Annotated in this window: 16 protein-coding genes and 1 pseudogene; 7 read left to right on the top strand and 10 right to left on the bottom strand. The window is 67.0% G+C overall.

Features of this window, described 5'->3' with window-relative positions; genetic code table 11:
- Nucleotide 1 precedes the first annotated feature (1 nt).
- Nucleotides 2-1171, bottom strand: coding sequence for a pyridoxal phosphate-dependent aminotransferase (locus tag AAFL97_RS02835; protein ID WP_341643627.1), 1170 nt, complete (start codon nucleotides 1169-1171; stop codon nucleotides 2-4).
- Between the two features lie 96 nt (nucleotides 1172-1267).
- Entirely contained in the window at nucleotides 1268-3127 is a 1860-nt protein-coding gene (locus tag AAFL97_RS02840) for a phosphoenolpyruvate carboxykinase (GTP) (protein WP_341643628.1), read from the bottom strand.
- Nucleotides 3128-3555: 428 nt separating this feature from the next.
- Between AAFL97_RS02840 and AAFL97_RS02845 the strand changes: the two genes are divergently transcribed.
- The 3 genes from AAFL97_RS02845 (at nucleotide 3556) to pbpG (ending at nucleotide 8391) form a co-directional block, all read left to right on the top strand.
- The gene (locus tag AAFL97_RS02845) at nucleotides 3556-5829 is read left to right on the top strand and encodes an NADP-dependent malic enzyme (RefSeq protein ID WP_341643629.1); all 2274 of its coding nucleotides are present in this window, start codon (nucleotides 3556-3558) and stop codon (nucleotides 5827-5829) included.
- A 67-nt stretch (nucleotides 5830-5896) separates the two neighbouring features.
- Entirely contained in the window at nucleotides 5897-7030 is a 1134-nt protein-coding gene (locus AAFL97_RS02850) for a patatin-like phospholipase family protein (RefSeq protein ID WP_341643630.1), read from the top strand.
- 218 nt (nucleotides 7031-7248) lie between these two features.
- Entirely contained in the window at nucleotides 7249-8391 is a 1143-nt protein-coding gene (pbpG, locus tag AAFL97_RS02855; protein WP_341643631.1) for a D-alanyl-D-alanine endopeptidase, read from the top strand.
- Between the two features lie 6 nt (nucleotides 8392-8397).
- Here the strand turns inward: pbpG and AAFL97_RS02860 are convergent.
- Nucleotides 8398-9142: pseudogene (locus AAFL97_RS02860) on the bottom strand (IclR family transcriptional regulator).
- On the opposite strand from AAFL97_RS02860, the gene AAFL97_RS02865 reads away from it, so the two are divergent.
- Nucleotides 9062-9388, top strand: a complete 327-nt coding sequence (locus tag AAFL97_RS02865) for a hypothetical protein (RefSeq protein WP_341647232.1) — start codon at nucleotides 9062-9064, stop codon at nucleotides 9386-9388. The pseudogene AAFL97_RS02860 and the gene AAFL97_RS02865 overlap by 81 nt on opposite strands.
- 269 nt (nucleotides 9389-9657) lie before the next feature.
- Nucleotides 9658-10428 (top strand): pseudouridine synthase, encoded by a 771-nt coding sequence (locus AAFL97_RS02870; RefSeq protein WP_341643632.1) that lies wholly within the window; start codon nucleotides 9658-9660, stop codon nucleotides 10426-10428.
- Nucleotides 10429-10505: 77 nt separating this feature from the next.
- Here the strand turns inward: AAFL97_RS02870 and AAFL97_RS02875 are convergent, their stop codons facing one another.
- The 6 genes from AAFL97_RS02875 to AAFL97_RS02900 form a co-directional block, all read right to left on the bottom strand.
- Nucleotides 10506-10745: a hypothetical protein gene (locus AAFL97_RS02875; protein WP_341643633.1), complete on the bottom strand. Its 240-nt coding sequence runs from the start codon at nucleotides 10743-10745 to the stop codon at nucleotides 10506-10508.
- Nucleotides 10746-11142: 397 nt separating this feature from the next.
- Nucleotides 11143-12342 (bottom strand): ABC transporter permease, encoded by a 1200-nt coding sequence (locus AAFL97_RS02880; protein WP_341643634.1) that lies wholly within the window; start codon nucleotides 12340-12342, stop codon nucleotides 11143-11145.
- A gap of 16 nt (nucleotides 12343-12358) precedes the next feature.
- Complete coding sequence (locus AAFL97_RS02885) at nucleotides 12359-13567, bottom strand: ABC transporter permease (RefSeq protein WP_341643635.1); 1209 nt, start codon at nucleotides 13565-13567, stop codon at nucleotides 12359-12361.
- A complete protein-coding gene (locus tag AAFL97_RS02890; RefSeq protein WP_341643636.1) occupies nucleotides 13564-14271 on the bottom strand; it encodes an ABC transporter ATP-binding protein in 708 nt (235 codons plus the stop codon). The genes AAFL97_RS02885 and AAFL97_RS02890 overlap by 4 nt, the downstream gene beginning before the upstream one ends.
- Nucleotides 14272-14284: 13 nt before the next feature.
- Nucleotides 14285-15427, bottom strand: coding sequence for an efflux RND transporter periplasmic adaptor subunit (locus AAFL97_RS02895; RefSeq protein ID WP_341643637.1), 1143 nt, complete (start codon nucleotides 15425-15427; stop codon nucleotides 14285-14287).
- 30 nt (nucleotides 15428-15457) lie between these two features.
- Nucleotides 15458-17194 carry a glutamine--tRNA ligase/YqeY domain fusion protein gene (locus AAFL97_RS02900; RefSeq protein WP_341643638.1) on the bottom strand — a complete coding sequence of 579 codons (1737 nt, stop codon included), beginning with the start codon at nucleotides 17192-17194 and terminating at the stop codon, nucleotides 15458-15460.
- Between the two features lie 210 nt (nucleotides 17195-17404).
- Between AAFL97_RS02900 and AAFL97_RS02905 the strand changes: the two genes are divergently transcribed.
- Both AAFL97_RS02905 and AAFL97_RS02910 read left to right on the top strand, forming a co-directional pair.
- Nucleotides 17405-18718, top strand: a complete 1314-nt coding sequence (locus AAFL97_RS02905; protein ID WP_263460911.1) for a mechanosensitive ion channel family protein — start codon at nucleotides 17405-17407, stop codon at nucleotides 18716-18718.
- A 274-nt stretch (nucleotides 18719-18992) separates the two neighbouring features.
- Nucleotides 18993-19658 (top strand): OmpA family protein, encoded by a 666-nt coding sequence (locus tag AAFL97_RS02910; RefSeq protein WP_263460912.1) that lies wholly within the window; start codon nucleotides 18993-18995, stop codon nucleotides 19656-19658.
- A 112-nt stretch (nucleotides 19659-19770) separates the two neighbouring features.
- Here AAFL97_RS02910 and thiC read toward each other — a convergent pair whose 3' ends face one another.
- On the bottom strand, nucleotides 19771-21687 hold the full coding sequence (gene thiC, locus AAFL97_RS02915) for a phosphomethylpyrimidine synthase ThiC (protein WP_263460913.1): 1917 nt from the start codon (nucleotides 21685-21687) through the stop codon (nucleotides 19771-19773).
- Between the last annotated feature and the right edge of the window lie 5 nt (nucleotides 21688-21692).

Genomic DNA, 21692 nt, shown 5'->3' on the forward strand with positions numbered 1-21692 from the left:
CCTACAGCCTGAGCCGGGCGATGCGCTCGGCGGCTTCCAGCAGGCGCTCGCGCCGCGTCGTGTAGGCGATGCGCAGGTGCCGGCGCGGCAGATGGTGGCCGAAATCCAGGCCGGGCGTGGCAGCGACGCCGGCTTCCTCGATCAGACGGTGCGCCAGCGCTTCGGCATCGTCCGCCAGCTTCGACACATCGGCGTAGATGTAGAACGCCCCCTGCGGCTCGGTCGCCACCGTGAAGCCGAGGCTGCGCAGCGCCGGCAGCAGGGTGTCGCGGCGCTCGCCGAACGCGTGTCGGCGCGCCTCCAGAATCTCCACCGTCTCCGGGCGGAAGGCCGCCAGCGCCGCATGCTGCGCCGGCGTCGATGGCGAGATGAAGAAGTGCTGCGCGAGCTTCTCGATGTCGCGCACGATGCCGGCCGGTGCCACCAGCCAGCCCAGGCGCCAGCCCGTCATGCCGAAATACTTCGAGAAGCTGTTGACCACGAATACGTCGTCGGCGGCATTCAGCGCAGGATGGGCGAGAGCGGTCGTTGCCTCCACGCCGTAGCTGAGGCCCTGGTAGATCTCATCGACGATCAGCACGCCGTTCCGGGCATGCACGACGGCATGCAGCGCGGCGATTTCGTCGACGTCCAGCAGGGTGCCGGTCGGGTTCGAAGGCGTCGCCACCATCAGGCCGCGGCAGCGGCCGCTCCACGCGGCCTCGACCTGCGCCGGTGTCGGCTGGTAGCGGCTCGTGGCCTCCACCGGCAGTCCTCGCGCGCGGCCTTCGAAGCTGCGCACCAGATGGCGGTTGGACGGGTAGCCCGGATCGGGCAGCAGCCATTCGTCTCCCGGCTCGGTCGTTGCCGCCAGCGCCAGCATCAGTGCCCCCGATGCGCCTGAGGTGACGATGATGCGCTCGGGGGCGACGTCGGCGCCGAAGCGATCCTGGTAGAAGCGGGCGATGGCTTCACGCAGTGAGGGCAGGCCCAGACCGGCGGTGTAATGCACGTCGCCGCCGGCGATGAAGCGTGTCGCGGCGTCGATGACGGGCTGCGGCGTAGGGAAATCCGGTTCGCCGACTTCCATGTGGATGATGTCGTGGCCCTGTGCTTCCAGTTCGCGCGCGCGGCGCAGCAGCTCCATGACGTGGAAGGGCTGGATGTCGTCGAGGCGGGTCGAGCGGTGCATGGCTTGATCGTCCTGGTGAAAGTGGGGTGGATGTTCCCCTGAAAGCGAAAAAGCGCCGACCAGCGGCGCTTTTTCGTTGTGGAGCCGGCCGGCGCCTCAGTCGGCGTGCAGCGCCAGTTCGAACAGCTCGCGCTTCAGCGCCAGTTGGCGCGGCAGGCGGTCCTGCAGCTTGTCGAACCACTCCTTGTGGGAGTTCAGCTCGGCGCGCCAGGCGTCGGCATCGACCTGGGTCAGGGCTTCGAACTCTTCGCGGCTGATGTCGGTACCGGTCCAGTCGAGATCCTCGAAGCGCGGCATCCAGCCCAGCGCGGTTTCCTTGGCGGAGATGCGGCCCTTGCAGCGGTCGATGATCCACTTCAGCACGCGCATGTTGTCGCCGAAGCCGGGCCACATGAACTCGCCCTTCTCGTTCATGCGGAACCAGTTCACGCAGAAGATCTTCGGCGTGTCCTCGACGACGTGGCCCATGCGCAGCCAGTGGTTGAAGTAGTCGCCCATGTGGTAGCCGCAGAAGGGCAGCATCGCGAACGGGTCGCGGCGCACCACGCCCTGCGCGCCGAAGGCGGCGGCGGTGGTTTCCGAGCCCAGCGTCGAGGCCATGTAGACGCCGAAGTTCCAGTTGAAGGCCTGGTACACCAGCGGCACCGTGGTGGCGCGGCGGCCGCCGAAGATGAAGGCCGAGATCGGCACGCCGGCGGGATCTTCCCAGGCGGAGTCGATCGACGGGCACTGGCCGGCCGGGGCGGTGAAGCGGGCGTTGGGGTGCGCTGCCTTGCGGCCGGTTTCCTTGGCGATCTCGGGCGTCCAGTCCTTGCCCTGCCAGTCGAGCAGGTGGGTGGGCGCTTCCTTGCTCATGCCTTCCCACCACACGTCGCCGTCGTCGGTCAGGGCGACGTTGGTGAAGATGATGTTCTCCTTCAGCGTCGCCATGGCGTTGAAGTTGGTCTTCTCGGAGGTGCCGGGAGCGACGCCGAAGAAGCCCGACTCGGGGTTGATGGCGTAGAAACGGGTGCTGCCGTCGGCTTCCTTGCGCGGCTTGATCCAGGCGATGTCGTCGCCCACGGTGGTGATCTTCCAGCCGTCGAAGCTCTTCGGCGGAATCAGCATGGCGAAGTTGGTCTTGCCGCAGGCCGACGGGAAGGCGGCGGCGACGTAGCTCTTCTCGCCTTCGGGCGACTCGACGCCGAGGATCAGCATGTGCTCGGCCAGCCAGCCTTCGTCACGCGCCATGGTCGAGGCGATGCGCAGCGCGAAGCACTTCTTGCCCAGCAGCGCGTTGCCGCCGTAACCCGAGCCGTAGGACCAGATTTCGCGCGTTTCGGGGAAATGCACGATGTACTTGGTGGTGGGGTTGCACGGCCAGCGGCTGTCCTTCTCGCCGTGCGCCAGCGGTGCGCCGACGCTGTGCACGCAGGGCACGAACTCGCCGTCGGTGCCGAGCACTTCGATGGCGCCCTTGCCCATGCGGGTCATCGTGCGCATGTTGGTGACGACGTAGGGGCTGTCGGAGATTTCGACGCCGATGTGGGCGATCGGGCTGCCGAGCGGGCCCATCGAGAACGGGATCACGTACATCGTGCGGCCGTGCATCGAGCCCTTGAACAGATCGTTCAGGGTGCCGCGCATGACTGCGGGGTCTTCCCAGTTGTTGGTGGGGCCGGCGTCGACCTTGTCCTTGGAGCAGATGAAGGTGCGGTCCTCGACGCGGGCGACGTCGGAGGGGTCGGACCAGGCGAGGTAGGAGTTCTTGCGCTTTTCCGGGTTGAGCTTGATCAGCATGCCGGATTCGACCATTTCGGCGCACAGGCGGTCGTATTCTTCCTGCGAGCCGTCGCACCAGACCACCTGATCGGGTTCGGTGAGGGCGGCGATTTCGCCGACCCACTTCTTGAGGCCTTCGTGGCGAACGTATTCGGGGGCAGCGGCAATGGCCGCCTGGGCGTGGTTCTGAGACATGTGTACAGCTCTCCCGTGCTGTGATGCGAAACCATTCCCGTCGGTCGGCCATCGTCGAGGCGGTCTGCTGCCTGGCCGGCGGGCTGCGTGGGTGCCGGTGGCACCCGATGTCCGGTCTCGGTTCCGCGAGGGCGGGCCGCAACCGGTGAAAGCCCATAATTATGCCACGACCGATGCCGGATCATGAATTGGATATGCTCGTAGGTGATTGGCAGGCCAGGGTGCGTTTAAGATGGGCGTGCGGGGCGCACTGCTTTCCTTTCAGTTTCCTTTCATATCGCAAATCGCGTTTTCGGAATGCGGAAAATTGGTAATCGCGGTATCCTCGGCAGGGCCGCGCGAGTGCTGTCCTGCCTGCTCTGATGCCGGGAGCGGTCGATGGTGCTGCCGCGCACTCCATACCTAGAAGACGAGACAGGAAAGAGACCATGGATGAACTGATTCGCAGTGCCGCCCTCGACTATCATCGTTATCCGCGCCCGGGCAAGATCTCGGTGACGCCGACCAAGGTGCTGTCAAACCAGCGGGACTTGTCGCTGGCCTACTCGCCCGGAGTCGCGGCCGCCTGCGATGCCATCGTCGAGGATCCCGCGCAGGCCGCGGAGCTCACCGCGCGCTCGAACCTGATCGGTGTCGTCACCAACGGCACGGCGGTGCTGGGCCTGGGCAACATCGGCCCGCTGGCGTCCAAGCCGGTCATGGAAGGCAAGGGCGTGCTGTTCAAGAAGTTCGCCGGCATCGACGTCTTCGACCTCGAGATCGACGAGCCGGACGCCGACAAGCTGATCGACATGATCGCCGCGCTCGAGCCGACTTTCGGCGGCATCAACCTCGAGGACATCAAGGCGCCGGAATGCTTCTACATCGAGAAGAAGCTGCGCGAGCGCATGAAGATTCCGGTCTTCCACGACGACCAGCACGGCACCGCGATCGTGGTCGGCGCCGCCATCCTCAACGGCCTGCACCTGCAGGGCAAGGCGCTGAACCAGGTCAAGGTGGTGACCTCGGGCGCCGGCGCTGCGGCGCTGGCCTGCCTGGGCCTGCTCGAAAAGCTCGGCGTGCCGGTCGACAACATCTGGGTCACCGACATCGAGGGTGTGGTCTATGAAGGCCGCACCACGCTGATGGATCCGATCAAGGCGCGCTACGCCAAGCAGACCGATGCCCGCAGCCTGGGCGAGATCATCGAGGGCGCCGACGTCTTCCTCGGCCTGTCGGCGGGCGGTGTGCTGAAGCCGGAGATGGCGGCGAAGATGGCGCCGCGGCCGATGATCCTGGCGCTCGCCAACCCGACGCCCGAGATCCTGCCGGAGCAGGTCAAGGAAGTGCGCGACGACGCCCTGATCGCCACCGGCCGTTCGGACTACCCGAACCAGGTCAACAACGTGCTGTGCTTCCCCTTCATCTTCCGTGGTGCGCTCGACGTCGGCGCCACCACGATCTCCGACGAGATGCAGCTCGCCGCGGTGAAGGCGATCGCCGAACTGGCGCGCGTCGAGCAGAGCGACATCGTCGCGGCCGCCTACGGCGAGAAGGTCGGCGGCTTCGGTCCCGACTACATCATCCCGCGCCCCTTCGACCCGCGCCTGATCGTCAAGATCGCGCCCGCGGTGGCCGAGGCGGCGGTGACCTCGGGCGTGGCGACGCGGCCGATCACCGACTGGGATGCCTACCGTGCCCAGCTCAACAATTTCGTCTGGCAGTCCGGCCTGATCATGAAGCCGGTGTTCGCCGCCGCACGGGCGAATCCGAAGCGCATCATCTTCGCCGAAGGCGAGTCCGAGAAAGTGCTGCGCGCAGTGCAGCAGGTGGTCGACGAAGGCCTGGCGCGCCCGATCCTGATCGGCCGCCCCGAGGTCGTGAAGTCCAACATCGAACGCTTCGGCCTGCGCATGCTGGCCGATCGCGACTACGAAATGGTCAACCCCGATTCGGACCCGCGCTTCAACCAGTTGTGGCAGCACTACCACGAACTGATGGAGCGTCACGGGGTGTCGGCGGAATACGCCAAGAAGGAAGTCCGCCGCCGTACGACGCTGATCGGCACGCTGCTGCTCAAGTTCGGCTACGGCGACGGGCTGATCTGCGGCACCTACGGCATGCACCGTCTGCACCGCGAGTTCGTCGAGTCCGTGCTCGGCCGTCGCCAAGGTGTCGAGCATCTCTACACGGTTAACCTGCTCAGCCTGCCGGGCCGCACCCTGTTCCTGGCCGACACCTACGTCAATTACGATCCGACCTCGGAGCAGATCGTCGAGATGACCTTGCTGGCGGCCGAGGAAATGAAGCGCTTCGGTGTCGAGCCGAAGGTCGCCCTGCTGTCGCATTCGTCCTTCGGTTCGGCCGATTCGCCGACCGCCGAGAAGATGCGCACTGCGCTGCGCGCGCTGCACGAGCGGCATCCCGACCTTGCCGTCGAAGGCGAAATGCACGGCGACTCGGCGCTGGATGCCAGGCATCGCCTGCAGATCTTCCCCAACGCCAGGATGCGCGAGGATGCCAACCTGCTGATCTTCCCGACCCTGGATGCGGCCAACATCGCCTTCAACCTGCTCAAGAATGCCGCGGGCGAAGGCATGACCGTGGGTCCGATCCTGCTGGGTACGTCCAAGCCGGTCCATATCCTGACGCCTTCGGCCACCGTCCGGCGCATCATCAACATGACGGCGCTGACCGTCGTCGAAGCCGGCCAGGGAGACTGATGCGCTTGCCGCCTCCCGCCTTCATCGTTCATCCTCCGCGCATGGCAATACGCGGGCACGATGGACGATGACGGCAGGGAGGCCGCAGACAGCGCTGGTTCTGACGGGGGGCGGCGCGCGTGCCGCTTATCAAGTCGGAGTGCTGGCCGCGGTCAGTGAACTGCGCGGCCGCCGCGCCGGCAACCCCTTTCCCATCCTTTGCGGCACCTCGGCGGGGGCGATCAACGCCGCGGCGCTGGCGGTGTTCTCGCGCAGCTTCAAGCATGGCGTGTCGCGGCTCGAGCACATCTGGCGCAATCTCCACGTCGATCAGATCTATCGTGCCGACGCGCCCGCCGTGCTCGGCAGCATCGGGCGCTGGGGCCTGGCGCTGACGACCGGCTGGGCCGTGCGCCAGACACCCCGTTCGCTGCTCGACAACACGCCCTTGGGCGAGTTGTTGGACCGGGTGCTGGATTTCGCCGAAATCGGCCGCGCCATCGAGCGCGGCCACCTGCGGGCGCTGAGCGTCACGGCTTCCGGCTACGCCTCGGGCGAAAGCCTGACCTTCTTCGAGGCCGCAGCCGACATCCTGCCGTGGCGGCGCACGCATCGCATGGGTGTGCGCAGCTGCATCGGCGTCGATCACCTGATGGCCAGCAGCGCCCTGCCTTTCGTCTTTCCGGCGGTGCACATTCACCGCGAGTTCTTCGGTGACGGCTCGATGCGCCAGTTGGCACCGGTCAGTCCGGCAATCCACCTGGGGGCCGACCGGATCATGGTGGTTGGCGCGGGGCGGCTCGCCGAGGAGGTGCGCCAGCGGGGGGAGGATTATCCATCGCCGGCCCAGATCGCCGGGCATGCGATGTCGAGCATCTTTCTCGATACGCTCGCGGTCGATCTCGAGCGGCTCGACCGGATCAACCGAAGCCTGGCGCTGATGACGGACGAAGAGCGGAAAGCCTCGGCCGGCCTGAAGCACATCGAAACGCTGGTGATGCTGCCTTCGCGTCGGCTCGACGCCATCGCCGGCCGGCATCGCCTGGCCTTGCCGCGCGCCCTGCGTACCGTGCTGCGCAGCCTGGGCGCGATGCGCAGCGAGGGTTCGGCGCTGCTGTCCTACCTGCTGTTCGAGCCGGCATTCACGAACGCGCTGATCGAGCTGGGCTACGAGGACACGATGGCGCGGCGCGGCGAAGTGAGCGATTTCCTTCGCCTCTAGCGCCGCCGATGGCGCATGGATTCCGTGGAGCGGAGTGCCCACCGTCTTCTGGCCCGCGCAAACGCCAAGCATAGCGGCTTTTTTGTATCAGGCGATGCCGCGTGACGGTGTTCGTGTGACAATTCGCACCTGCCTGCGAATTTGCTTCAAATAGCCTTGTTATCTGATTATTTTTACTGCAGATTCAAGGAAAGTAACCTCCTGTTGCACGCCCTGCCATGAAACCACGTTCCCTGCTTGCCGCCGCTGTGATCGGCCTGTTCATGTTGCAACCGGTTTCGAATCTTGCCGAGGCTGCAGCCAGCAAGCCCGCGCGAACCAGTGCCAAGGCCGTACAGAAGAAGCCTGTTGTCAAGAAATCCGCGGCAAAGAAGCCTGCCGCGAAGACGGCTGCGCCGAAGAAGAAGCTTGCGGCGAAACCGTCCGCCGGCAAGACGACACGGAATGCCGGAAGCAAGGCCGCTCCGACCGGGAAGACTCAGCGTGTTTCGGTGCGGATGGCGCCCGCAGCCGCTGCAGCATCGGCTGCCGCTGCGGCCGCCGCCGCGGACGAGGTTGCGCTGGCGCTGGATGCCAACGGCTTCCCGCAGCTCGGTTCCAGTGCCTTCTACATCGTCAATCCAACCAATGGTGAAGTGCTGCTCGAGCGCAATGCCGCCGCGGTGGTGCCGATCGCCTCGATCACCAAGCTGATGACCGCGATGGTCGTGCTCGATGCCGGGCAGAATCTGTCCGAATCGATCGCGATCACCAACGCCGACATCGACACGCTCAAGGGTACGGGTTCGCGCCTGGCCATCGGCACCACGCTGACGCGCGAAGAAATGCTGCATCTTGCCTTGATGTCGTCCGAGAACCGTGCCGCCTCGGCGCTCGCGCGCCATTATCCGGGCGGCGAGCGAGCTTTCGTCGAAGCGATGAACGTCAAGGCGCGCTTGCTCGGACTCTGGAATACACGCTTCCACGACAGCACCGGACTGAACCCGGCCAACGTTTCCAGCCCGCGCGACCTGGCCAAGATGGTGTCGGCGTCGGCGTCCTATCCGCTGATCCGGGAGTTCTCGACCTCGGCGGAACGCTATGTCGATGTTCGCGGCCGGCTGACCCGCTTCGGCAACACCAACGGCCTGGTCAAGAGTCCCGAGTGGTCGATCAGCGTGTCCAAGACCGGCTACATCTCCGAGGCCGGCCGCTGCCTGGTCATGCAGACCTGGCTGCATGACCAGCCGGTGGTCATGGTGCTGATGGATTCCAGCGGGCTTTACACCCGCACGGCGGATGCCAAGCGCGTGCGCAAATGGCTGGAGCAGGTCGACAGCGCGCCGCGCATGGCGGCGGCGCCGGTTCGCCGCGAAGGCTGATCCGCCTCAGCGATGCTCGCGGGCGGCGCGTACGGCGCCATAACCCAGGGCATGCGAGATTTCGTCCGCGGTTTCGCGCACCAACGGTGCCCAGTCGGGGTTGAAGCGTTCGGACGGCGTCGACAGTGACAGGCCGGCGATCAACTCGCCGTTGTCGTTGCGGATGCCGGCGGCAATGCAGCGCACGCCGGCTTCGACTTCATCCAGGTCGAAGCCCACGCCGTGGCGGCGGACCCGTTCGAGTTCCTTTTCGAGTGCCGGCAAGGTGGTGATGGAAGCCGGCGTCGAAGGCGGCAGCCCGGTGCGTCGGGCATATTCCCGAATGCGCTCGGGGCCGTCCTCGACCAGGAACAGCTTGCCGGTCGCCGTCGTGTGCAGGGGCGCACGGGCACCGACGATATGCACCACGCGCACCGAAGACCGCCCGCTCGACGTCCGATCCACATAGACGATCTCGTCGCCTGCACGGATACCGAGGTTTACGCTCTCGCCGGTGGCTGCGTGCAGCTTCACCATCATCGGCATGGCGGTTTCGCGCAGTGAGATGCGCGACTTCACCAGGCTGCCCAGTTCCAGCAGACGGATGCCCAGGCGGTAGATGCCGGCATCGGTGCGGTCGACGAAGCCGCTCTGGGTCATCGCGCCGAGAATGCGATGGGCAGGTGGACGGATGGAGGCCGGTTTCCAGGGCAAGCTGCTTGAGCGGAACGGGGTCGGCATGCTGGGCGAGGACGTCCAGCAGCTTCATCATGCGGTCGATGACCTGAATGGAGTTTTTGCCTTCGGTTGCAGCGGGAGCGGGGTCGATCTTCTTGGTGGACACGGCAGTGCTCAGTACGAGCATTCGATGGATTGGCAGGAATTCGAATCTTACTCGCCCACCTTGATTTCGCCTAATGAAATGAAGTGCGATCCCATGGAACGCGTGCCGTCCCGATTGTGGGCGATAATGCCGCCTTGTCTCCACCGACCCTTCAACCGGAGCCGCCTGTCTTGAGCACGATCCGCCGAACCCCTCCCACGCCCGCGCCTTCGCAGATCAGCGGTACGCTCAAGCTGCGTCCGCGTAAGGCGGAAGCTGCCGATGGCGAAGAGCGCAAGGATGCGGCATCACAGGACGCCGAGCGGGCTGCCCGGCGCCGGCCGCCGGCCGCCGGCGCAGCGCGGTCTGGCGGACGAGGCAAGGTGGCTGGCTCTTCCTCTCGTTCGGCCTCGGCTGAGCGGAAGCCGCGAACCGATGATCGGCCTGGGGAGCGGGAGCGCCACGTGCCGGGGCAGGATGCCCGCGAGCGGGAAGGAGAAGCCGCGCCCCAGGGCGTTCGCCTGTCCAAGATCATGGCCGAGCGCGGCATCTGTTCGCGCCGCGAAGCCGATGAGTTCATCGAGCGCGGCTGGGTCTTCGTCGATGGCAAGCGGGTCTCCGAACTGGGCATTCGCGTCGAAGCGGACGTGCGCATCGATCTCGCGCCGGAGGCCAGCCGGGCCCAGCGCCAGCGCGTCACGATCCTGCTGCACAAGCCGGTCGGCTACGTGTCCGGGCAACCGGAGCCCGGTTACGCGCCGGCGGTGAGCCTGATCGGGGCGGCGAATCAGTTCGACCGTGACACCGCGCAACGCTTCCACCCCAGCCAGCTCAAGAATCTCGCCCCTGCCGGGCGGCTCGACATCGATTCGACCGGCTTGCTGGTGCTGACGCAGGATGGCCGCATCGCCCGCCAGTTGATCGGCGACGATTCCAAGGTGGACAAGGAGTATCTGGTGCGGGTCGAAGGCCGGCTCGAGGCAGACGGCCTGGCCTTGCTGACTCATGGCCTCGAACTGGATGGCGTCAGGCTGCGCCCGGCGAAAGTCGAATGGATCAACGACGATCAGTTGCGTTTCCAGTTGCGCGAGGGGCGAAAGCGGCAAATCCGCCGCATGTGCGAACTGGTCGGCTTGAAGGTCGTGGGCCTCAAGCGCGTGCGCATCGGCAAGGTGAAGCTCGGCGACCTGCCGCTCGGGCAATGGCGCTACCTGCGCGAGGACGAATCCTTCTGATTCAACCGTCCTGGACGGAGCGTACCAAAATGCGGCCACCGGGGACGATGGCCGCAGATGGATTCAGACCAGCATATTCAGGCTGCCAGGAGTTCGCGGGCCCGAGCCTGTGTCTGCCTTATGCGCTTGTCGGCTTGTTTCAGTTCGGCTGCGTGTTCTGCGCTCAGGCCGCTCACTTCGGCGAAGCAGCCGGTGAGCGGGCACTCGCAGCCCGGTGGGCAACCATGCTCGCATGCGCATTCCTGCTGCGTTTCGTCGAGCAGAACCATTTCCCGGATGGCTTCACAGCGACCGAGCGGGGAATCGAGGATGCTCATGACTGTCTCCTTTTTTATGCTGGTCAAGCTTGCTCCGGCTCCGGAAGTATCCCGAATGTCGCGTGAAATACGTCACGGTGCGCCCTTGATTCCAGTCTAGCGCGCCGGGACGGATTTGCCGGGCAATCTGGGCAAAGCTTGACCTGGGTCAACCGAAGGGGATGCGGACGGGATATGCCTCCCGTGTGGCGGATCTGCCGGTTTGCCGGGCTTGCGGCAATGGGGATCGGTGAAGGGGCCGCGTTCGTGTTCCCAGCCTGGGCCGGGCGAAGTCTGGGCACAGAATTTCCGGCCGTCCAGCTTGCTGCGCCAGACGTGCCACGGGGCTGGCGCAGCGTCGGCGGAGCTTGCCAGCAGCAGTGCACCGAGGAGCAGGGCAGGGCGCGCGCCCTTGAGTTCATTCGGCACGCAGGGCCTCCACGGGGTTCAGGCGGGCGGCGCGGCTGGCGGGCAGGATGCCGGCCAGCAGACCGATCAGCACCGCCATGGTTTCGGCGGCGAGGACGAAAGCCCAGGGTGTGCTGACCGGCAGCTCGGGGAGCAGCAGGCCGATCGACTGGGCGAGCCCCATGCCCGCGGCCAGGCCGATCAGGCCGCCGGCGGCGGAAAGCGCTACGGCTTCGCCCAGGAACAGGCCGAGGATGGTGCGGCGGCGCGCGCCGAGCGCCACCAGCAGGCCGATTTCACCGGTGCGTTCGGTGACGGCGATGGTCATGATGGTGGCGATGCCGACGCCGCCCACCAGCAGCGAGATGCCGCCCAAGGCGCCGACCGCGGCGGTGAGGATGCCGAGGATGTTCGACAGCGTCGCCAGCATGTCCTCCTGGGTGCGCACGGTGAAATCCTCGCGGCCGTGGCGTGCCGTCAGGCTGTGCCTGACCTGATCGACGACGCGCGCGACCGGCACGTTCTCGTCGTAGCTGAGGCCGATCTCCATCAGGCCGTCGCGCTTGAACAGCGCCATGCCGCGCACGGTGGGGATGAAGGCAGTGTCGTCGAGATCGAAGCCGAGGAACTGGCCCTTTTCCTCCATGATGCCGATGACGCGGTAGCGTTCGTCGCCGATCTGCACCCGTGCGCCGAGTGCGTTGCCGGCATCGAACAGCTCGCGCTTGAGCTTGGCGCCGAGCACGACGAAGGCACGCGCGTTCTCGCTGTCGTCCGGCGGCAGGAAGCGGCCGATGCGCACCCGCATCGCGTAGATGTCCTGCATGCCGGAGCCGACTGCCAGCACCGTGGTGCGGCGCACGCGGCCATTGGCGCGTACTTCGGCGTTGCCGCTGAGGTTGCCGGAAACGTGGATGACGTGCGGCAGGCGGGCCAGCGCCGCGGCGTCGTCGAGCGTCAGTTCGCGCGCGGAGGAGGGCAGGCCGGGCGGGCCGCCGCGCGCGCCTTCGCGCCCCGGGGCGATCTCGATGACGTTGGTGCCGAACTGGCCGAACTCCCGCAGCACGAAGCGGTGCAGGCCTTCGCCGAGCGAAGTGAGCAGGATCACTGCGGCGATGCCGACCGCGATGCCGCCCAGCGTCAGCATGCTGCGCAGGCGGTGGGCGGTGATCGAGCGCAGCGCCAGATGGAGGAGGTCGCGCCAGCTCATGGCATCGTCTGCCTGCTCATCGCTTCGTCAGCGCCTGGACCGGGTCCAGTGCGGCGGCGCGGCGTGCCGGCATGACGCCGAACAGCAGGCCGGTGGTCAGCGCGGTGCCGAGCGCGGCGCTCACCGCCCAGTCCGGCGGCCAGGCAGGCAGGGTGGGAAACGCGAGCCGGATCGCCCACGCGCCGGCGTGGCCGAGCACGAAGCCGGCCAGCGCGCCAGCCAGCGACAGCAGCGCGGCTTCGGCGAGGAAGGCCAGGCGGATCGCCCGGCTGCTGGCGCCCAGCGCCTTCAGCAGGCCGATTTCGCCGGTGCGCTGGGTCACGGCGACCAGCATCACGTTCATGACCAGGATGCCCGCCACTGCCAGGCTGATCGCGGCGATGCCGGCCACGCCGAGAGTCAGCGCGCCGAGGATGCGGTCGAAAGTGCCCAGCACCGCATCCTGGGTGATGACGGTGAAATCGAGCTCGCCCTGGCGGCGTGCGCCCAGCAGCTTCTCGACCTCGCGCTGGGCGGGCAGCAGGGATTCACGGTCGCGCGTCTCGATCATGATGCGGAACAGCGAGTTGGTGTCGAACATCGCCTGCGCGGTGGCGACCGGCACCAGCACCAGTTCGTCCGAGTTCATGCCCAGCCCGCGGCCGGCCGGCCCCATGACGCCGATCACGCGCAGGCGGCGGTCGCCCAGCCGGATCATGCGGCCGATGGCATTCTGGTTGCCGAACAGTTCGGCACGGATCGTCTCGCCGATGACGGCGACTGCCGAAGCGCGGCGGAAATCCTCGTGCGGCAAGAACTGCCCGCGGGCGACGCCGAAGCCGCGGATGTCGACATAGTCGGCGCTGGTGCCCAGCACCATGACTTCGCGCAACCGGCCGCCGAATGAAATCTCGGCACTGCCCATCGCCAGCGGAGCCACGCGCTTGACCTGCGGCAAGCGCAGCAGCGATGCGGCATCGTCGGTGGTGAGGTCGCGCGGCGTGCTGCTGACGAAGCTGCCCGGGTTGACGCCGCCGGTTTCGCTGCGGCCGGGCAGCACGATCAGCAGGTTGGCGCCGAGCGCGGCGAACTCCTCGACGACGAAGCGCCGCGCGCCGTCGCCGAGCGCGGTCAGCATCACCACTGCGGCGACGCCGATCGACATCGCCAGCATCATCAGCGCGGTGCGCTGCGGGTAGCCGAGCGCGGCGCGGGTGGCGAAGCGCAGCGTATCGACGGGGCTCATGGCGGATCCGGCGTTGCTGCCGGCGTGCTGCGCAGATCCTGGCGGATGGCGCCGTCCTCCATCAGCAGGCGGCGGCGGGCGCGTGCGCCCATCGCCGGATCGTGGGTGACGACGATCAGGGTGGTGCCGGCGGCATTCAGCGCTTCGAGCAGGGCCGTGACTTCCTGGCCGGTGGCGCGGTCGAGGTTGCCGGTGGGTTCGTCGGCCAGCAGCATCGCAGGGCGCATGATCGTGGCGCGGGCGATCGCCACGCGCTGGCGCTGGCCGCCGGAAAGTTCGTCGGGGCGGTGGTGGGCGCGCGACTCGAGGCCGAAATCCTTCAAGGCCCGCTGCACGCGTGCGCTGCGCTCGGCCACCGGGACGCCGGCCAGCATCAGCGGCAGGGCGACGTTCTCGGCGGCGGTCAGGCGCGGCACCAGATGGAAGCTCTGGAACACGAAGCCGATGCGCGCGCTGCGCACCGCCGCCTGTTCGTCGGCCGACAAGGTCGTGACGTCGCGGCCTTCGAGGCGGTAATGGCCGCTGTTCGGGCGGTCGAGCAGGCCGAGCAGGTTCAGCAGGGTGGACTTGCCCGAACCGGAAGGGCCCATGACTGCGACGTACTCGCCGGCCTCGATGCGCAGCGACACGTCGTTCAGCGCATGCACCTCGCTGTCGCCGAGCCGGAAGATGCGCTCGATGCCTTCCAGTTCGATCTGCGCCATGCTCTGCTCCGGGCTAGCGGGCGACGGCTTCGATGCTGACCCGCGCCCCGGCCGCGACGCCTGCGCGCTCCAGCGAGGTGACGATGCGCTCGCCGGCGTTCAGGCCGTCAACGATCTCGGTGTGTTCCCAGTTCGACAAGCCGGTACGCACTTCGCGTTCGACCAGCCGGCCGTTTGCTTCCACCAGCACGCGCTGGCCTTCGCGCAGCGCCGCGGTGGGAATGCGCAGCGCGTCGGCGCGCGTGTCGAGTACGATCTCGACGTCGGCGCTGTAGCCCACCAGCATGCCGCGCGCTTCATCGGGGCGGACGAAATCGATGTCCACTTCCACCGTGCGCGCCTGCTTCTCGACTGCGGTGATATAGGGCGCGATGCGCTTGACGCGGCCTTCGAAGACGGTGGCCGGCATCGCTTCGAGCGTGATCCGCACCGGCTGGCCGGGACGGATCCGCGGGGCATCGATTTCGTCCATCGGTGCCTTGACGTACAGACAGGTGTCATCGATCAGGTCGATCGCCGGCGGCGTCGGCACACCGGGCGGAGAAGGGATGGAGATCTCGCCGAGCTCGCCGGTGATCAGCGCCACGGTGCCGGCGAAGGGCGCGACCAGCACCAGGCGCTGGCGATCGATCTCGGTGGCATCGACCTGCGCCTGGGCGGTGAGGACGTCGGCCCGCGCCGTGTCGCAGGCGGCGCGCCGGGCATGGGCTTCGGTGCGGGCCCTTTCCTCGGCGCTGGCCGAGACGAAGCCGCGTTCGACCAGTTGCGCCTGGCGTGCCGCCTCGCGTTCGGCATTGTCGGCGACGGTACAGGCTTCCCGCACGCGCTGGCGCGCGGTCGCAAGCTGCGCCCTGGCCACCGTCAGCCGTGCTTCGAGATCGCCATGCCACAGCCGCATCAGCACCTGGCCGGCTTCGACGCGGTCGCCTTCCTTGACGCCCAGATAGTCGATGCGGCCGCCGACGATGGTTGCCATCTTGCTGCGCTGGCAGGCTTCGATCTCGCCGGCGCGGGTGTTCGACAGCGTCGCCTCGACCAGCCCGCGCCCCACTTCATGCACCACCACCGCCACCGGCTTGGGCCGCGTCAGCCACCAGCCGGCTGCCGCCAGCAGGATCGGTATGACGAGATAGGGGAGCAGGCGGCGCAGTTTCATGGCGGTGGGGCTCGATGCTTCCTCAATGGTTCATTTCCCGCCCTTCGCCCACGAATCCTTCAGCGTGACCGTGCGGTTGAACACTGGCGAGCCGGGTTTCGAATCGACGCGGTCGGCGACGAAGTAACCGTGGCGCTCGAACTGGAAGCGGTCCTCGGCCCGGGCGTCCTTCAGCGCCGGTTCCAGCCAGGCGGTGACGGTGCGCTTGCTGTCCGGGTTGATGTCGTCGAGGAAGTCGCGCTCGGTCTCCGGGGCGTCGCCTTCGCGGCGCTGGCCGGGGTGGGGATGGGCGAACAGGCGGTCGTACAGGCGCACTTCGGCCTGGTAGCCGTGCGCGGCCGAGACCCAGTGCAGGTTGCCCTTGACCTTGTAGTTGTCGGCGCCGGGCGTGCCGGACTTGGAGTCGGGCATGTATTCGGCCAGCACCGTGGTGACATTGCCGTCGGCGTCCTTCTCGCAGCCGGTGCATTTGACGACGAAGCCGTAGCGCAGCCGCGCCATGTTGCCGGGGTAGAGGCGGCGGAAGCCCTTGATGGGTTCTTCCATGAAGTCCTCGCGCTCGATCCACAGCTCGCGGCCGAACGGCATCTCGCGCTTGCCGAGTTCGGGCTTGAGCGGGTGCTTGGGCGCCTCGCATTGCTCGGACTGGCCTTCGGGGTAGTTGGTGATGACCAGCCGCAGCGGGTCGAGCACGGCGACGCGGCGTTCGGCGGCGTCGTTGAGGTCGTCGCGCATGCACTCTTCGAGCACGCTCATGTCGATCCAGGCGTCGGCCTTGGAGACGCCGATGCGCTCGGCGAAGCGGCGGAAGCCGGCCGGCGTGAAGCCGCGGCGGCGGGCGCCGATCAGGGTCGGCAGGCGGGGGTCGTCCCAGCCGTCGACGTGGCCTTCGTTGACGAGCTGGATCAGCTTGCGCTTGGACAGCACGACGTAAGTCAGATTGAGGCGGGAGAATTCGATCTGCTGCGGCAGTGGGCGCGGGAAGTGGCCTTCGGCCGCCAGTGCGTCGAGCAGCCAGTCGTAGAAGGGGCGCTGGTCCTCGAATTCGAGCGTGCACACCGAATGCGTGATGTTCTCGATCGCATCCTCGATCGGGTGGGCGAAGGTGTACATCGGGTAGATGCACCACTTGTCGCCGCTGCGGTGGTGGCTGGCGTGGCGGATGCGGTAGATCGCCGGGTCACGCAGGTTGATGTTGGGGCTGGCCATGTCGATCCTGGCGCGCAGCACGTGAGTGCCTTCGGCGAACTCTCCGGCACGCATGCGCTCGAAGAGCTCTAGGTTCTCGGCCACGCTGCGGTCGCGCCAGGGGCTGTTCTTGCCCGCTTCGGTCAGCGTGCCGCGGTTGGTCCGCATCTCTTCGGCCGACTGCGAGTCGACGTAGGCCTTGCCGGCCTTGATCAGGCTGACGGCGCAGGCGTGCATGGTGTCGAAGTAGTCCGAGGCAAAATACAGGTGCTCGCCCCAGTCGAAGCCGAGCCAGCGCACCGCTTCGATGATGGCGTCGACGTATTCCTGCTCTTCCTTTTCCGGGTTGGTGTCGTCGAAGCGCATGTGGCAGACGCCGCCATAGACTTCGGCGAGGCCGAAGTTCAGGCAGATCGACTTGGCGTGGCCGTAGTGCAGGTAGCCGTTCGGTTCGGGCGGGAAGCGCGTCTCGACGCGGCCGCCCCATTTTCCGCTGCGAATGTCTTCGTCGATGATGTTGCGGATGAAGTTGCTCGGTGCGGCGGCTTCGGCGCCGGTCTTGCTGTCGGGGTGATTCATCGGATTCAAGGGAGCTGGAGAGTTGCGGGCGGCCTGCCGGCATGGCCCGTGGATGCTTGCGATTGGGGTGAATTGTAGCCGATTGGCTCCACCCGTCGGGCCGGGGAGGCAGAAGGGCGGGAAATCGGCTGGATATAATTTGCGCCAAATGCGCTTCGCCCGCGGACGGCGTTCGGATATACGCTGGGGCGAGTTTTTCGTGGAGATGGAATGCAAGAGGATTTCGATGCTGCCGTCGGTGCGCTGGAGCAGCATCCAGCGCTTTATACCCTGGTGGCGGTCGGCAGCCTGCTGGCCCTCGCCTGGCTGGCGAACTGGCTGACCAAGCACGTCCTGCTGCGCGGCCTGCGCACGCTGCTGGGCGCGAGCGTGCTCGCCCGGGACGGCGAGCCGGGCGGAACGAGCCCGATGCGGGTGGTGTCGCGGCTGTCGAACGTCGTCCCCGCGCTGGTGCTGATGATCGGCGTCGGCATGGTGCCGCACCTTCCCGAAGCGCTGGTGACGGTAGTCCAGAACGTGTGCAGCGCTTTCATCGTGCTGACGGTGGCGCTGGCGCTGGGCGGCCTGATGAACATTCTCGGCGCGCGCTATCAGCGCCGCCCGAGCGCCCGGATCCGGCCGATCAAGGGTTATGTCGAGGTGACCAAGATCGTCATCTACTTCATCGCCGCGATCCTGATGGTGGCGAGCCTGGTCGACCGTTCGCCGCTGATCCTGCTGTCCGGCCTGGGGGCGATGGCGGCGGTGCTGATGCTGATCTTCCAGGACACCCTGCTGTCGCTCGTCGCCAGCATCCAGCTGGCGTCCAACGACATGGTCCGGATCGGCGACTGGATCGAGATGTCGCAACTGAACGCGGATGGCGACGTCATCGACATCGCGCTGCACACGGTGAAGGTGCAGAACTTCGACAAGACCATCACGACCATCCCGACCAAGCGCCTGATCTCGGATTCGTTCCGCAACTGGCGCGGCATGCGCGAATCGGGCGGGCGGCGGATCAAGCGCAGCCTCTACATCGACCAGCACAGTATCCGCTTCCTGACCGACGAAGAACGCCGGCGCCTCGACCGCTTCGCGCTGCTCGACGGCTACCTGCCGGCCAAGGAGGCCGAACTGGAGGCCTGGAACGCCAGCCTGCCGGGCGGCGAGCGCGACGTCGTCAATCGCCGCCGCGTCACCAACATCGGCACCTTCCGCGCCTATGTCGACCGCTACCTGCGCCATCACCCCGGCGTGCATCAGGGCATGATGCTGATGGTGCGCCAGATGGCGCCGACTTCCGACGGCCTGCCGCTGGAAATCTACTGTTTCTCCAACTCCGTCGTGTGGGCCGAGTACGAAGGCACGCAGTCGGACATCTTCGACCATCTGCTGGCCATCCTGCCGGAGTTCGGCCTGCGCGTGTTCCAGCATCCCAGCGGTGCCGACATGCGTGCGCTCGGCCGCGGCATGCAGGCGTCGGAGGGCTTCCCTGCCGGCATCGATGGCGGCCCGAGCGTGATCGACAGGGCGCGCGGATAGGCCTTCTCACGGTCGCCGTCGCGGGCAGCTCGGGGAGGTGGCCGATCCACGCAGCCTGTCGGCCGTGACGTACGACACGCCGACGGCGATGCTGTCCGGTGCGCCGCTGCACGCCTGTGCTCCGGTTCTGGCAACATGGGCGATCCATGCGATTTTCATCATACGGATGGCCGGCGCGGAGCCGGTCATCCTTTGTTGCACACCGGGCTGGCGTAGGTACCGCGCTGGGCGTGGATAATCGCCTGGCCTGTTACAAATCTGGAGGCTGGACATCATGAAGAAGATCATCGTTTCCCTGACTGCGCTCACCTTCGCCGCCGGCGGCCTGGTCGGCTGCGCCAACATGAGCGAAACCCAGCGCGACACCGGCGTCGGTGCCGGCATCGGCGCCGTGGCCGGTGCGGCGATCGGGCGCGCGACGGCCGGCGGCAACAAGAGCAAGAGCACCACGACCGGGGCGGCGGTGGGCGCCGCGGTGGGCGCTGCGGGCGGCTATCTGTGGTCGCAGCACATGCAGAAGCAGAAGGCCGAGATGGAGCAGGCGACCCAGGGCACCGGCATCGGCGTCAGCCAGACCGCCGACAACCAGCTCAAGGTCGATATCCCGAGCGATGTCTCCTTCGACACCGGCCGCTACGACATCAAGCCGAACATGCGCCCGGTGCTCGACCGGCTGGCGGGCGGCCTGAACCAGCACCCGGTCACCACCGTCACCATCATCGGCCACACCGACAGCACCGGCAGCGACGCGGTCAACAATCCCTTGTCGATCAACCGTGCCGCCGCAGTGCGCGACTACCTGACGGCGCGCGGCGTGTCGGCGCAGCGCATCGCCATCGACGGCCGCGGCTCGCGCCAGCCGGTCGCCGACAACTCGACTGTGTCCGGCCGTGCGATGAACCGCCGCGTCGAGATCTTCGTCGGCGAAGCGGCACAGTAAGGCCGTCCGGTTTTTCCCGGGCCGGCTTCCTGCCTGGCCCGAAAGAAATTGACAACGCCCGCCCGGGAAGCTCTCCCGGGCGGGCGTTGTCGTTGTGCCGCCGGAACCGTGCTCAGACGTTCCGATAGACTTCCGCGCCGGATTTGACGAACTCGACGGCCTTCACTTCCATGCCCTTGCTCAGCGCCTCGGCCTCGGCGATGCCCTGGGCGGCGGCGAAGTCGCGCACATCCTGGGTGATCTTCATCGAGCAGAAGTGCGGGCCGCACATCGAGCAGAAGTGCGCGACCTTGGCCGAATCCTTGGGCAGGGTCTCGTCGTGGAATTCACGCGCCTTGTCCGGGTCGAGGCCGAGGTTGAACTGGTCTTCCCAGCGGAACTCGAAGCGCGCCTTGGACAGCGCGTTGTCGCGGATCTGCGCGCCCGGATGGCCCTTGGCCAGGTCGGCTGCGTGCGCCGCCAGCTTGTAGGTGATGATGCCTTCCTTGACGTCCTGCTTGTTGGGCAGGCCCAGGTGCTCCTTGGGCGTGACGTAGCACAGCATCGCGGTGCCGTACCAGCCGATGGTGGCCGCGCCGATGCCGCTGGTGATGTGGTCGTAGCCGGGGGCGATGTCGGTGGTCAGCGGCCCCAGGGTGTAGAAGGGCGCCTCGTGGCACTGCTCGAGCTGCAGGTCCATGTTCTCGCGGATCAGGTGCAGCGGCACGTGGCCCGGGCCTTCGATCATCACCTGCACGTCGTGCTTCCAGGCGATCTGGGTCAGTTCGCCCAGGGTCTTGAGCTCACCCAGCTGGGCGTCGTCGTTGGCGTCGTAGATCGAGCCGGGACGCAGGCCGTCGCCGAGGCTGAAGGCGACGTCGTAGGCCTTCATGATCTCGCAGATTTCCTCGAAGCGTTCGTACAGGAAGCTTTCCTTGTGATGCGCCAGGCACCACTTGGCCATGATCGAGCCGCCGCGGCTGACGATGCCGGTCATGCGGTTGGCGGTCAGCGGCACGTAGCGCAGGCGCACGCCGGCGTGGATGGTGAAGTAATCCACGCCTTGCTCGGCCTGCTCGATCAGGGTGTCGCGGAAGATTTCCCAGCTCAGTTCCTCGGCCTTGCCGTTGACCTTCTCCAGTGCCTGGTAGATCGGCACGGTACCGATTGGCACCGGGCTGTTGCGGATGATCCATTCGCGGGTCTCGTGGATGTTCTTGCCGGTCGACAGATCCATCACGGTGTCGCCGCCCCAGCGGATCGCCCAGGTCATCTTGTCGACTTCCTCGTTGATCGAGGAGCCGAGCGCCGAGTTGCCGATATTGGCGTTGATCTTCACCAGGAAGTTGCGGCCGATGATCATCGGCTCGGTCTCCGGGTGGTTGATGTTGGCCGGGATGATGGCGCGGCCGCGGGCGACTTCGTCGCGCACGAATTCGGGCGTGATCTCGGCGGCCAGGCTGGCGCCGAAGCTCTGACCCGGGTGCTGGCGCAGCAGCATGTCGGCCATGCGCTGGCCCTTGGGGCCGGTGGCGCGCAGGGTCTCGATGTAGCGGGCGCGGTTCAGGTTCTCGCGGATGGCGATGTATTCCATCTCGGGGGTGATGATGCCGCGGCGCGCATAGTGCATCTGGCTGACATTCTGCCCGGCCTTGGCGCGGCGCGGCTTGCGGTGCAGGCCGGGGAAGCGCAGTTCGTCGAGCGCCTTGTCGGCGGCGCGCTGGCGGCCGAATTCGGAGGACAGGTCGGGCAGCACTTCGGTGTCGCCGCGCTCCTCGATCCAGCCCTGGCGCAGCGCAGGCAGGCCGGAGCGGATGTCGATCTTCGCCGCCGGGTCGGTGTAGAGGCCGGAACAGTCGTAGACGAAGATCGGCGGGTTGGGCTCGGCGCCGAAGGAGGCCGGGGTGTCGCTTTGCGTGATCTCGCGCATCGGCACGCGGATGTCCGGGCGCGAGCCTTCGACGTAGATCTTGCGCGAGTTCGGCAGCGGCGCGATCGCCGCTTCGTCGACGTGGGCGGATGAGGCGAGGAATTTTTCCGGGGCGTTCATGAGGG

This window comes from Thauera sp. SDU_THAU2 (assembly GCF_038260575.1).
GTDB lineage: Bacteria > Pseudomonadota > Gammaproteobacteria > Burkholderiales > Rhodocyclaceae > Thauera.